Here is a 13,157-nt window from a genome sequence, read left to right on the forward strand (position 1 = left end):
GTGTGATCCAACTGCAACGGAAAACAGGTTTCAGCGCAGAAAAGTGCCCGCTACCTGCACTGCAGGCGAAGAGCTGTCCGCGCCCGCGATGAATACCGCAAATGCGAGGTCTCCCTTGATTCCGACAAACCACCCATGTGCCAGGCCACCCTCGGTTTCGGCCGTGCCGGTCTTGCCGAGAAGCCCCGAAATGTCCTGCAACGACGTCGCAGTACCGCCCGTGACGGTCTCGCGCATCATCACCCGCAACTGTTCGGTCACCTCCGCGGGAGCAGGTGCGACCGTCTGATCCGCCACGCCGGCCTGTCCCTTGACCAACATCGGCGACGGCGTGGTTCCGTTGGCGATCGAGGCCGCCACGAGAGCCATCCCGAATGGCGTGGCGGTCACCGTGCCCTGTCCGATCGCGGACTCGACGCGTTCGGCGGGGGTGTTCGCGTCGGGGACGTTGCCCGTCACTGTCGTGAGCCCAGGGGTCATGTAGTCGACGCCGAGCCCGAACTGAAGCGCCGCTTTGTGCAAAGCATCGGCGGGCAGACCGACGGCCATCCTCGCCATTGTGGTGTTGCACGACTTCGCGAACGCGGTGTGCAGCGGAACCGATCCGAGGTCGAACTCGTCGTCGTTGGGGATCTGACGCCCTTCGATGTTCTCGGTACCCGGGCACGGCAGAACAGTGTCCGGTGTAGCGACACCGGCTTGCAGGGCCGCGGACGTCGTCACTGTCTTGAACGTCGACCCCGGCGGGTACAGGCCGGTCAACGCGATCGGGCCCTGCGCGTCGGCGGGGGCGTTCTGGGCCACCGCCAACACCGCTCCGGTCGACGGCTGCAGCGCAACGATCGCCGCCTGTTGCGTCACGCCTGCCAGCGCGTTCTCGGCAGCAAGTTGCAGCGGGCGGTCGATGGTTGTCGCGATGTTCGGAGCAACCGGCCCGTCTTGGCCAGCGACGGTGGTGACGGTTCCGTTCTGCTTCACCTGCTGTACCGCCCAGCCTGCGGACTTGTCCTGCCCCTCCTGCCACAGATCGGACAACCCACTGAACGTCGGCGACGCCAGAGTTTTGTCCACCGAAAGCAACCGCGCCTGCGGTGCCAAGCTCACTCCGGGAATCGCCGCCAACCGCTCCTCGATCGGTGCAAGATCCTCGGCCCGCAGAGTGATTGCGGTGACCGGCTTCCCACTTGCCGACGCAAGATCGCCGCTCAGCGATGCCGCCGTGATCGTCGGTGCGATGGGCGCGAGAAGGGCCGCCACGGCTGCCGTGTCCACCGGGGTCACCGCGGCGGAATCGAGATTGACCAGCGTCACCACCTGCTGCTCCATGATCGGCTGGCCCGCAGCATCCAGCACCGACGGCGGAGCACCGGTCGTGGGCGTGTAGCGCAGGGTCGTCGAGGAGGTCAGGTCCGGAGCGAGCAGCGCCGGGTCCCACTGGATCAGCCAGTTGTCACCGCTTTTAGACGCGTTTCCCTGCGTCGAGTAGTTCCAGTCCTGACCTTCGCCGAACTTCCACGCCGCGTCGAGTGTGAATGTTCCCGCGGAATCTCCGGACTCGACGGCGTCGGAGACGGTGAACGTTCCCTCGTCCTTGCCCAGTCCGTCGATCAGAGCCGAAATCGCGGTCGACGCCGCCGCCGGGTCAGTGGTGAGGGCTGCCGCCGCTTGCACGTCATCCGCGGTGAGCGCGGACGCGAACTCCTCTGCCACAGATTTCGGCTGATCAGGGCCAGAACTGCAGGCAACGACGGATCCTGCTGCCAACACCCCCAGAGCTACGGCAGCCACGGGACGACGGAAAGTTCGAAAGCTCTGACGAGCGTGTGAAAGGCGCACGACTTCGATCATGCCCGAATTTGTGGCGCCAGTTCGACTATCGGTGTAATCATGTAATCAGTGCAATCAACAAGAGCACATCAGGCTCCACCAGCTTTCCGAGGAGAACGCCATGAAGAACTCACAAGGCTCCGGCGACCGCAGGTTCGGCCGTCCCGGAGGTTGGCAACAGGCGTCGGTTCCCGACGCGAGCGATGCGTCCGACTGGTTTGCAGGTCGACTTCCCGACGATTGGTTCACCGGCACCGCCGACGTCCAGGTCGACCGCGAAGAAATCGTCGTGATCGGTGAACTCCCGGCAGTCGACGGCGGCGAGGCAGCCACGGACGGAAGGATCTCGCGCTTTCGCGAAACCACGCGCGCCGACCGGATGCGTATCGCCGACGAGGCCGAGGCTCGCTACGGACGTAAGGTCGCCTGGGGCGTGCGCCTGGACGAAAAGACTGTCCTGTTCACACATCTCGCGGTCCCGGTGATGACACGGCTACGTCAGCCCGAACGCAAGGTTCTCGACACTCTGGTGGACGCGGGAGTTGCTCGCTCGCGAGCGGACGCTCTCATGTGGACAGTCCGGTTGGCGGGCAAGCACAGCGAACAGTGGCTCACTGAACTCCGCGAAGCGATGTCGAAGGTCGACGATCTCCGATCCGAGGGTCCGAAAATCTGAGGACCGTGCGATCTTCAGTAGACCGAGACTTCATCTCCACGAGTAGATTTCGGGGCGCGGTATCTTTCCAACAAGGTTTCGCAGCCTCGGACCAGCAGCGAGACATCGGTCCCGATGGCCACAAATCGACAACCGAGACCCATCGCAAGGTCGGCCACGGCGTCAGAACCCGCCAAAGTTCCGACCGGGACGCCGATTCGTGTGCACTCGTCCACCACGAATCGGAATGCCTCCTGCACCTGCGGATGCATCGGTTGTCCGAGATGACCCGACGTCGCAGCGAGGTCCGACAGTCCCACGAAGACAGCGTCGATACCGGCCGTGCCTGCAATGTCGCCGATGTTCGCCACCGCGTCGGGGGTTTCGATCTGCGCGATGAGAGTGATTCCGTCCGCAGAGTTTTCGAGGTAATCGACATCTCTGTTCCATCGCGAGGCACGAGCGAGGGCGCTACCGACGCCGCGGTTCCCGAACGGCGGATATCGTGTTGCGGCAACGGCATCCCTCGCCGCTGAACCGGATTCGACCATCGGAAGCAGCAGTGTTCTCGCGCCGATGTCCAGGAGTCGCTTGACAGCGACCGCGTCGGTACTGGGCGGGCGCACGATCGGTTCCACCGGATCAGCTGCAACAGCTCGCAATTGATCCGCCACCGACCGGAGATCGTTCGGACCGTGCTCCGAGTCGATCAGCACCCAGTCAAACCCTGCCCCGGCGCATATCTCGGCGGTGACCGCTTCCCCGAGCCCGAGCCACAAGCCAAGGGCCGGAGCAGCATCGGACCGAAGCGCGATCTTGAACGGCTTGGATGACATCGTTCCCCTATCCGGTCTCAGCGAACCGACACGAGACAGTGCCGAGTGAGCCGTAGTCAATATGAAAGGTGTCCCCTGGCTGCGCCTGGATCGGACGAGTGAACGAGCCGGCGAGAATCACGTGGCCGGCTTTCAGTCCGACACCGAGACGTCCGAGTTTGTTCGCGAGCCAGGCAACACCGATGGCCGGATGATTCAGGACCGCGGCAGCTACTCCGCTTTCCTCGACGACTGCGTTTCGATAGCAGAGCGCTGACACCCAACGCAGATCGGTCTCGTTCGGTGTTACCGGACGCCCACCGAGAATGATTCCGGCGTTCGCTGCATTGTCCGAGATGGTGTCGAAGACCGTTCGTGTTCGACCTGACCCCGGGTCGACCTGCACGATCCGCGCATCGATGATCTCCATGGCCGGAACGACATACCGCGTCGCGTCGAGTACGTCGTACAGAGTCGCGCCGGGACCACTGAGGTCCCGGTCGAGGACAAACGCCAACTCCACCTCAACCCGCGGAACAATGAAGCGCCCGTGCGGTATTTCGGAACCGTCGGCGAAGAGCATGTCGTCGAGCAGCACACCGTGGTCCGGTTCGGTGATGTTCGACGCCCGCTGCATCACCTTCGAAGTGAGCCCGATCTTGTGCCCGATGATCGACCTCCCTCGGGCAAGCTTCCTCGCGACCCACTCGGTCTGGATGGCATAGGCATCGTCGAGGCCCATGTTCGGATATCCGAGCGAAAAGTGACCGACCTGCACACCGGACAACTCTGCTTGGTCGAGTTCTTCGGCGGCGGTCCGTATTTGAAGATCAGTCAGCATGACACTCCTGCTGTCGAGATTTCTGGGTGAGATGAGGGAGTGATCTGCGTGCGAGACGCTTGCGCTGCATTGCCACCGGCGGCCGGGAGACTTGTAAGCTCGAATCGTGGAAGCGATGGGGAAAAAGGCCGATCGGCGCGGCACGGCAGGAACAAATGCCGAGCGCAGCAAACGGACCGCTGACGAAGCTATGGAACCCGTTCTGGCAATGTTCGACCAGTTCGGAACTGCCGACGACCCTGCCGCTGCTCGACTGGGGCTGCTCGCGCTGTGGCTGGCCGACGACATCATCGGTTCGGTGAACCGGAGCCTCGAACCTTTCGAAATCTCCGAACGAAAGCTCGACGTTTTGCTCATCTTTGCTGCCCAGGCGATCGGCGACACAGACAGCCAGGCAATCAGTGACACAGACGAGCCGTACATGCGGCAGACGCCTAGCGGCATCTCGGATTACTTCGGGATCTCCCGGGCCAGCGCGACCGGCGTACTCGACTGGCTCGAGAAGCGCGAGTTCGTCGAGCGCATGAGGACCGGAACTGACCGCCGGTCCACTCCCATTCAGATCACCGAGACGGGGAAAGACACTGTCGCGCAGACGGTTCCCGCTTTCGAAGAGGCTTGCCGTAACCTCCTCGCCCCTCTCTCCGACCGCGACAGAAAAGACCTCGGCCGAATCCTCGGCAAGTGGTGGACTCACTTCAAAGATCCGGACGCAGCGGAAGGCTGATCGGCCCTGGCAAGCCTGAACGGTTCGGAAGTGGTTGTGTACCAACCGCCACCGTGCATTCGCCCGACAAGATCGAGCGAAGCACCGTCGATATGCCCTCGATTCGGATCCAACACGTGTCGGTCGTCCACATGTGCGGTCACGATCTCGCCGACCACGATCGATCGCCCGTAGCCGATCGACAGAGTCTGTTGTTCCACGCATTCCAACGACACCGGCGCTCTCGCCAACCGGGGTGGCGCGACGCTGCGCGAAGCTACCACCTCGAGATCTGCGACAGCCGTTTCGTCTACCGCGGATGGATAGTCTCCGGCGGTGACATTCATACTCTCGACCGACTCCAGGTCCACGAGATTGATCACGAACTCACCTGTGTCACCGATGTTTCGAGCAGTATCCTTCGGAATTCCCTCGCGAGCGCCGATCCCGATGCACACGAGCGGCGGAGTTCCCGACATCAGATTGAAGAACGAGAACGGTGCAGCGTTGACCACGCCTCTGGCGTCCACCGTTGTGATCCAGGCTATCGGCCTCGGAACGACGAGGGAGGCAAGGAGGTTGTAGCGGGACTTCTGCGCCATCTCCCCCACGTCGAAAATCATTCGTTCGAACCGGCCGCGGGCTGCGCACGGAGGCTCTTACGGCATCTGCACAATCCGACCTGATGGAGTTCGACGAGGTTGCCGGCCGGATCACGCACGAACAACTGCTTGAGGTCCGGCGAGGCGACATTGTCCAGCGCAAAGTACTCCACACCGAGCTGCTCCAGTTCGCGTTCGGCGGCGCCGATGTCAGCGACCGCGAGCGCTATGTGGTTTTCCACCGGATCCTTGCCCGGCCCTTTGCTGTAGGGCGAAGGCCCGTCACTACCGAGAAGATGGATCTGCACGTCACTCGGAATATCGAGGAAGTAGCCATGAATCCCGGGAATGTGCCAGCGTCCCGCATCCTGGGTCAGGTTGAGAACGTCCCGGTAGTAGTCGCGGGTTCGGTCGGCGATGTCATTCCCCATCCCCAACCCGATGTGATGCAACTCGAGTACCTCTACGGCCATGATTTCCTCCCTGATGCTTGCGCGAATATTTAGTATGGCAGCCATATTATATGGTAGCCGTAACAATGCCGATGCGGTTGCCTATTGTCAAGATCACAAGGAATCGGGCCCGAATAACCCATTGCACCGCCAGGTCGGCCGCGTTAACCTGGAGGACGAATCATTCCCGACAGAACAGGAAACGGGCCGTTGCTCCTCTAGAGGTTCATTACGCGAAGGCACTCGCACCCATCAGCACTTGCTGAGCCGGGCGCACAGTCCAAGCACCCTCTGGAGTACCCATGACCCATACGCATTCTTCTCTGTCGCTCTCGGATCTCACCTTCATCTGGCCGGACGGTGAATCAGTCTTTTCCCACACCAATTTTGTATTCCCCAGTGGCCGTGTCGGTCTCGTGGGACTCAACGGATCGGGAAAGTCGACTCTGCTGCGATTGATCGCGGGAGAGCTCTCACCTGAATCCGGATCCGTGACCGCCTCCGGCGAGGTCGGCTACCTCCGTCAGGACATCACACTCGATCCGAGCGTTCGGGTGGATGACATCCTCGGTATCCACGAACTCCGAAACGCATTGCACCGCATCGAAACCGGTGACGGTTCCGAAGCCGACTTTGCGCTCGTGGACACCAATTGGGATATCGAGGAGAGCGCTCTCTCCACCTTGCATCGGCTCGGCCTCGAGAAGGTAGTTCCGGATACGGCAGCACTGAGTCGAACGGTCGGCACCCTCTCCGGCGGAGAGACCGTACTACTCGGCCTGACCGCAACGCTGCTGAAGAATCCGCAAGTGCTACTCCTCGACGAGCCGACCAACAACCTGGACCGCGACGCTCGATCACGAGTTCATGCTGCAGTCCAACAGTTTCCGGGAACCGTGCTGATCGTCAGCCACGACCGGGAACTGCTCGACACCGCGGAGTACACGATCGAACTACGTCGGGGGGATCTACGCGTGTTCGGCGGCAACTACTCGCACTACCAGGAGGTCGTGACCGCTGAGCAGGAAAACGCACTCGCCACCGTTCGCGACGCCAAGGCCGATCTGGCAAAGCAGAGCCGCGAGCTGATCGACGCTCGAACGAAACTGGACCGACGTAAGCGCTATGGGCAGAAGATGTTCGAGAACAAGCGGGTGCCACTGATTATCGCGCAGGCACGAAAACGCCAGGCCCAAGTTTCAGCTGGAAAGCTGGCCCTCAACCATATCGGGAAGGTAGACGAGGCCAAGTCTGCCCTGTCGGAGGCGGAGGAACTCCTTCGAGACGATCGTGAGATCCGCCTGGACCTTCCTGCTACAGAGGTTCATCCGGGGCAGCAGGTTGCGCGGCTCGACGAGGTGACCTTACGGAGCGGCCAAGAAGTATCGCTGCAGATCACCGGGCCGGAGCGGATCGCGCTACTGGGACGCAACGGAATCGGCAAGACGACGCTGCTCGACACACTCGCGGCGTCGACTCCGTTCGTAGCCTCTCGTGCGCTCCCCCAACGTCTCGACGTGTTCGACGAGGATCTGTCGGTGGCAGACAACGTCGCGTTGGCCGCGCCACACGCAACAGCTGAGGAGATTCGCGGGCAGTTGGCACGGTTTCTATTCCGGGGAACGGATTCCGACATGTTGGCGTCCGCTCTTTCGGGCGGAGAACGGCTGCGCGCGGCGCTGGCCACGATCCTTCTGGCCGAACCCGCGCCCCAGCTGCTTCTTCTCGACGAACCGACCAACAACCTGGACCTACCGAGTCTCGCTCACCTCACCCAGGCACTGTCGGATTTCCGCGGGGCCATGGTGGTGGTGAGTCACGATCTTCCGTTCTTGCGAGACATCGGAATAACGCGGTGGATCAGCATGGACGAGACTGGTATTCAGGACATCGATCCCGAGTAGGTCGACGGCTGTCGCGGTGCACCCGTCCCGAGGGCGGGAATCAGCGCCGGCCGAGAAACGAATGTTTCCGACCGGCGCCAACGGTGCTTGACGGTCTGGCCTACCGTGGGGCGATGTACCTTCACCTCGACGCAACCGCTGCGCTGTCGCTCGCAGGTTGGGTTCGCGAAGAACCTACTCGATCGGCCTCTGCCCCAGTTCCGCAACCACTGGTCGGCGGTTGTGACCAACTCATAGTGTGGGCGAGTTCGTTCTCCGTACTTGCCAGTTCCGACGACCAGGTGTGGTTTCTCTCGGCGGAGAACTATGCCGGTGGAGTTGGCGTCAGCGATGAGGCGTTTCCCTGGAATGCGTTCCGGCACGAGAGCCTGGCGGTCGCTTCCGGGCCGGCTGAGCGCGCGGCGATCAACGCCTTCTGGTCCACTCACCTCCCGGTCCTGATGTCTGTACGCAATGGGTACGAGTACTTGGCGCTCGCACCGGGCGGTCAGGTTGTCCGTGGGGGAGAGCCGGAGTTCGAGGAGGTCACCATCGTCGCCGCTGATTTCGAGGCTCTGATTCGGGGCATAGCCGCAGGCGTCAGCACTGCAGACCCCTTCACCGATGCACTGCTTGGAACAGTGGGTACTGCCCCGCCGGGCAGTGACCGGTAGCTCTGAGGGAGGCCGAGTTGATGGCCCGACTGTTCGTGATAGTCCACGGCATCCGTCGAATGGGTCCGGAGGACTACTCGAGTTCACGTGCGTAGCAACTGGCACCCATACTGGACGGGTGTTGCACGACGTGAGAAATCCGGTGGACGGTGCGCGAATCGCCTATCAGATCGTGGGTGATGGCCCACCCCTGTTGATGGTGCACGGCACGGCGTTGTCGCGCTCCATCTGGCGTGGCTTCGGGTACGTCAAGGCACTCCAGGACCGGTACCGTCTGATCCTCGTCGACATGCGGGGTCACGGACGCAGTGACAAACCACACGACTCCGATTCGTATGCAATGGATCTGGTGATCGCTGACCTCCTGGAAATTCTCGATACGGAGTCTCCATTCGAACCGGCTCACGTCCTCGGATACTCGTTCGGCGGGCGTTCGGTGATGTCACTGGCAGTAGAGCACTCCGAACGGGTGCGGTCGTTGACCGTCGGGGGCGGTAGCAGCCGACCGATGACGGGTGCGTTCGACGCATTGTTCTTTCCCGGTTGCATCGAGGCACTCGAAAGCGGCGGTATCGAAGGGTTCCTGTCCGGTTGGGGCGCTCGGCGCGGAAAACCGGTGGATCCCCAGACTGCGACCGCGTTTCGAATCAACGACGCACTCGCACTCGCGGCATACATGCGGCGAGCGGAGAAGGAGAAGGGCGTCGACGACGCGGTGCTTCAACGGATCACCACGCCGACTTTGTTGTTCGTCGGATCGAGAGATCGCGAGCGCCTACCGGATACCGAGCATCTCGCGTCGATGATCCCGGACAGTGCCTTGACCGTGATCGAGGGCGCTGATCATGCGAGCGCAGTCGCGGACTCCGAAGCTGTGCTGCGTGCGCTCATTCCGTTCCTGAGCCGTCAGTAGTCCGGCTACACCCGACTGCTACTGAGGTGTGAGCACTTTCGACTCGAGTGCAGTCACCGGTGGTTGCCGCAAGTCCAAGCGCCGCAGCAACTGCGCATTCGCGGCAACTACCACGGTGGACACCGACATCAGGATTGCTCCGACCTCCATCGGCAGCACGAACCCGACGGGCGCCAGCACTCCCGCAGCGAGGGGAACCGAGATCGCGTTGTATCCCGCTGCCCACCAAAGGTTCTGGACCATCTTCCGGTAGGTGGCGCGGGACAGCTCGATGACCGAGCTCACCGATCGCGGATCATCGCTGGCCAGAACAACTCCCGCCGACGCGATCGCCACGTCCGTTCCGGCACCGATCGCGATGCCCACATCCGCCTGGGCGAGCGCCGGCGCATCGTTGACCCCGTCGCCGACCATCGCCACGCGGTGGCCCGCAGCCTGAAGCCCCGATACCTGCGCCCCCTTGTCCTGCGGAAGCACCTCGGCGAAGACCTCGTCGATCCCGAGCGTGCGGGCAACCGAATGTGCCACGGCCTCCGCGTCTCCGGTGACCATGGCTACGCGCACACCGCGAGAGTGGAGGGCGTCGACAGCCAATACTGATTCCGGGCGGATCTCGTCGGCCAATGCCAATGCACCGATCACCTTCTCGTCACGCACCACGTGCAGAACCGTCGACCCGTCGCTGAGCCACTCTTCGGTCCCCGGGATCGGCGTGGCACCGACCGATCTCAACATTCCCGGTCCGCCGACGCCTAAGCGTGCACCGTCGACGTCCGCCGCAACCCCGATCCCGTTGTGCGCCTGAAAGTCCGAACCCGCAGTGAATTCGAGTGACAACTCCCGCGCTGCTGCAACAACGGCGCGTCCGAGTGGATGTTCACTGTCGAATTCGACGGCTGCGGCAGCGCCGAGAACTTCGTCATCGGAATACCCGTCGACACCGCGCACACCGACCACTGCCGGCTCCCCCTTGGTGAGAGTGCCGGTCTTGTCGAAGAGAACGGTGTCTACGTTGCGCATCGCCTCGAGGGCCATGCGGTCCGTGATCAGAATCCCAGCCCGAGCCGCCCGCTCGGTCGCGATCGACACGACCAGCGGAATCGCCAGCCCGAGCGCGTGCGGGCAGGCGATCACCAGAACGGTGATCGTACGGGTCACCGCGCTTTCCGGTGTGCCCCAGATGCTCCAGGCGATCGCGGTCAACACTGCCGCGCCGAGTGCGTACCAGAAGAGCAGGGCAGCGGCCTTGTCCGCCAACACCTGGGCACGACTCGACGAATTCTGGGCCTGCTCGACCAGGCGACGGATACCGGCGAGCGCGGTGTCTTCGCCCACCGCGGTGACTCGCAGCCGCAGCGCCGAGTCGGTGGCTACGGTGCCGGCCACCACCTGGTCACCGACAGTGCGCCGAACTGTCTTCGACTCGCCTGTGATCATGGATTCGTCCATGTCAGCACTGCCCTCGACCACCGTTCCGTCCGAGGGAACGCGGGCGCCGGGACGAACTATCACCAGGTCACCGGTGACCAGAGCTGTGGTGGGCACGGTTTCCACCGAATCGCCCGCCACCCGTTCCGCCTCGTCGGGCAGCAACGCGGCAAGCGAATCCAAGGCGCTCGAGGTCTGACTGAGCGAACGCATCTCGATCCAGTGGCCCAACAACATGATCACGATCAGAAGCGCGAGTTCCCACCAGAAATCGAGAGTGTGATCCACCCAGTGCAGACTCGCAGCCCAGGACGCAAAGAAGGCCACCGTGATCGCGAGCGCGATCAACAGCATCATTCCCGGTTGCCGAGAACGGATTTCGGACACGCCACCGGTGAGGAACGGCTTACCGCCCCAGAAGTACATCACCGTGCCGAGTACCGGTGAGATCCATTCCACCAGAGAGTTTTCCGGCAAGGTGTACCCGACCAGATCAGCGAACATCGCGTCTGCCGCAACAACCGGAACGGCGATGACCAGCATGACCGCGAACAATTTCCGGAACTGTGCGACGTGATCCCCGTGACCACCGTGTGCGCCATGCTCCATCTGGCTGTGGTCCATCTGACCGTGGTCCATCTGACCGTGGTCCATCTGACTGTGATCCATGTGGCGGTCATCCCCTCGCGTGTGATTGCAGCACAGCACCAGTCAAGCCATCAGGCTCGAACGTATGCCCAGGCAGTCACCCGAGCAAGGTCACGCGGCCAAGGTCTCCTGTTCAGCTGCCCTTCAACATCGCTTCCATCTGAGTGATTTCTGCCCGCTGACCAGCGATGATCGCTTCTGCCATCGCCTCCGCCGAGGGGTCGAGCCCGTTGTCGATTTCGGTCTCGGACATGGTGATGGCGCCCTTGTGGTGCTCGATCATCATCGTCAGCCACATCTTGTCGAACTCCGCGCCGCTCGCGTCGGTGAGAGCCGTCATGTCATCGGCCGACATCATGCCCGGCATGTCGGCCATCCCGACGCCATGACCCGCATGCGCCGAATCATCCATTCCTTCCATCGAACTCGACGCAGGGTCGGGGCGTCCCCACTTCGTCAGCAGTTCGGTCATCTGAGCCATCTCCGGGCCTTGCGCTGCCTCTATCTGCGCTGCAAGAGAGAGAAGTTCGGCATTGTCGGTTCGGCCTTCCACCATCCGGGCCATGTCCAATGCCTGCGCATGATGCGGGTACATCCCTTCGAGGAACTCGATGTCGGCTGCATTGACACCCGCCGGAATCGCCGACTGTGCTGCGACGCTGGTTGTTTCGGAAGAATGGGTGACGCTCTCCCCGGAGTTGTCCGAACATCCGGCAATCAACAGTGCTGCCGCTGCCACCGCTGGAACGAACCGCGCGGCGCTCCGCTTGAACGTCGAAGACATGTTTTCACTCCCAGAAATTGAATTGATATACATTGCCCCACAACTGATTTGATTCCTGTGGGTGCTACTGCACATTTGCCACACTACCGGCGCAAGGCCGCCGAGAGACCCGATAACCGGCCCATACGATGTTCCTTCATCGAATCTTCACAGTCGAACGAAACCATCAGGCGGCGGTAACAAGGCGGCGCAGTCGACTAACCTCGGACTGATGAGCGCCGAACTAAGACCGAGCGAGGAGCCTGGGCGCGTACTCGTCGTCGACGACGAACCTGCGCTCGCGAAGGTTGTCTCCAACTACCTGAGCCGAGAGGGCTTCACCGTTCGGATCGCACACGACGGTCCGAGCGCGGTACGTGCGGTCCGCGAATTCGAGCCCGCACTGATCGTGCTCGACCTGATGCTCCCGGGCTTCGACGGTCTGGAAGTCTGCCGGCGGACCCGCACGTTTTCCGACGCGTACGTCCTGATGCTCTCCGCCCGCGGTGACGAGTCGGACAAGGTGACCGGACTGGCAGCTGGCGCAGATGACTACGTGGTCAAACCCTTCGGCCCCCGCGAGTTGGTTGCGCGAGTGAAAGCACTGCTCAGACGGCCACGCGCGTCGAGCATGCTGCCGGAAGCGCTGCCGACGCCACCCGGTCTCGACATCGACGTCCTCGCCCGCACCGTGCATGTCGACAACCGCCCTGTCGATCTCACTCCCACCGAGTTCGCGTTGCTCTCCGCCCTCGCTACCCGACCTGACGCGGCCTGGAGTCGAGCAGACATCATCGCCTCGGTGTGGGGGTCGTCCTGGTTCGGGGACCAGCACATCGTCGACGTCCATGTCCGTGCACTACGCCTCAAACTCGGCGACGACGCGACCGATCCGCGGTTCATCAGAACCGTCAGGGGCGTCGGATACTCGCTGAGGTCGTCATGAACGG

At 62.5% G+C, this 13,157-nt stretch carries 13 protein-coding genes; 6 read left to right on the forward strand and 7 right to left on the reverse strand.

Features of this window, described 5'->3' with window-relative positions:
- Positions 1–30: 30 nt before the first annotated feature.
- Positions 31–1,848 carry a penicillin-binding transpeptidase domain-containing protein gene (locus ACWF6P_RS15260; RefSeq protein ID WP_452621531.1) on the reverse strand — a complete coding sequence of 606 codons (1,818 nt, stop codon included), beginning with the start codon at positions 1,846–1,848 and terminating at the stop codon, positions 31–33.
- A gap of 100 nt (positions 1,849–1,948) precedes the next feature.
- Between ACWF6P_RS15260 and ACWF6P_RS15265 the strand changes: the two genes are divergently transcribed.
- A complete protein-coding gene (locus ACWF6P_RS15265) occupies positions 1,949–2,503 on the forward strand; it encodes a hypothetical protein (protein WP_283306895.1) in 555 nt (184 codons plus the stop codon).
- A gap of 14 nt (positions 2,504–2,517) precedes the next feature.
- Here ACWF6P_RS15265 and ACWF6P_RS15270 read toward each other — a convergent pair whose 3' ends face one another.
- Positions 2,518–3,318 carry an HpcH/HpaI aldolase family protein gene (locus ACWF6P_RS15270; protein ID WP_452621532.1) on the reverse strand — a complete coding sequence of 267 codons (801 nt, stop codon included), beginning with the start codon at positions 3,316–3,318 and terminating at the stop codon, positions 2,518–2,520.
- 7 nt (positions 3,319–3,325) lie between these two features.
- On the reverse strand, positions 3,326–4,138 hold the full coding sequence (gene hpaH, locus ACWF6P_RS15275; protein WP_452621533.1) for a 2-oxo-hept-4-ene-1,7-dioate hydratase: 813 nt from the start codon (positions 4,136–4,138) through the stop codon (positions 3,326–3,328).
- A gap of 115 nt (positions 4,139–4,253) precedes the next feature.
- Here hpaH and ACWF6P_RS15280 point away from each other — a divergent pair, with 115 nt between their 5' ends.
- On the forward strand, positions 4,254–4,865 hold the full coding sequence (locus ACWF6P_RS15280) for a MarR family winged helix-turn-helix transcriptional regulator (protein ID WP_452621534.1): 612 nt from the start codon (positions 4,254–4,256) through the stop codon (positions 4,863–4,865).
- Here the strand turns inward: ACWF6P_RS15280 and ACWF6P_RS15285 are convergent.
- The gene (locus ACWF6P_RS15285; RefSeq protein ID WP_452621535.1) at positions 4,832–5,467 is read right to left on the reverse strand and encodes a flavin reductase family protein; all 636 of its coding nucleotides are present in this window, start codon (positions 5,465–5,467) and stop codon (positions 4,832–4,834) included. The genes ACWF6P_RS15280 and ACWF6P_RS15285 overlap by 34 nt on opposite strands.
- Complete coding sequence (locus tag ACWF6P_RS15290) at positions 5,464–5,919, reverse strand: VOC family protein (protein WP_452621536.1); 456 nt, start codon at positions 5,917–5,919, stop codon at positions 5,464–5,466. The genes ACWF6P_RS15285 and ACWF6P_RS15290 overlap by 4 nt, the downstream gene beginning before the upstream one ends.
- Before the next feature lie 281 nt (positions 5,920–6,200).
- On the opposite strand from ACWF6P_RS15290, the gene ACWF6P_RS15295 reads away from it, so the two are divergent.
- From ACWF6P_RS15295 to ACWF6P_RS15305, 3 genes are all read left to right on the forward strand, one after another.
- Positions 6,201–7,802 carry an ABC-F family ATP-binding cassette domain-containing protein gene (locus ACWF6P_RS15295; RefSeq protein ID WP_452621537.1) on the forward strand — a complete coding sequence of 534 codons (1,602 nt, stop codon included), beginning with the start codon at positions 6,201–6,203 and terminating at the stop codon, positions 7,800–7,802.
- Positions 7,803–7,915: 113 nt separating this feature from the next.
- Positions 7,916–8,455, forward strand: a complete 540-nt coding sequence (locus tag ACWF6P_RS15300) for a hypothetical protein (RefSeq protein ID WP_452621538.1) — start codon at positions 7,916–7,918, stop codon at positions 8,453–8,455.
- A gap of 142 nt (positions 8,456–8,597) precedes the next feature.
- Positions 8,598–9,368 carry an alpha/beta fold hydrolase gene (locus ACWF6P_RS15305; RefSeq protein WP_452621630.1) on the forward strand — a complete coding sequence of 257 codons (771 nt, stop codon included), beginning with the start codon at positions 8,598–8,600 and terminating at the stop codon, positions 9,366–9,368.
- Positions 9,369–9,386: 18 nt separating this feature from the next.
- Here ACWF6P_RS15305 and ACWF6P_RS15310 read toward each other — a convergent pair whose 3' ends face one another.
- Together ACWF6P_RS15310 and ACWF6P_RS15315 are read right to left on the reverse strand one after the other, a co-directional pair.
- A complete protein-coding gene (locus tag ACWF6P_RS15310; protein ID WP_452621539.1) occupies positions 9,387–11,465 on the reverse strand; it encodes a heavy metal translocating P-type ATPase in 2,079 nt (692 codons plus the stop codon).
- Positions 11,466–11,577: 112 nt separating this feature from the next.
- On the reverse strand, positions 11,578–12,228 hold the full coding sequence (locus ACWF6P_RS15315) for a DUF305 domain-containing protein (protein WP_452621540.1): 651 nt from the start codon (positions 12,226–12,228) through the stop codon (positions 11,578–11,580).
- Positions 12,229–12,439: 211 nt separating this feature from the next.
- Here ACWF6P_RS15315 and ACWF6P_RS15320 point away from each other — a divergent pair, with 211 nt between their 5' ends.
- Entirely contained in the window at positions 12,440–13,153 is a 714-nt protein-coding gene (locus tag ACWF6P_RS15320; protein WP_452621541.1) for a response regulator transcription factor, read from the forward strand.
- Positions 13,154–13,157 lie beyond the last annotated feature (4 nt).

It is taken from the genome of Rhodococcus sp. NPDC055024 (genome assembly GCF_053608585.1).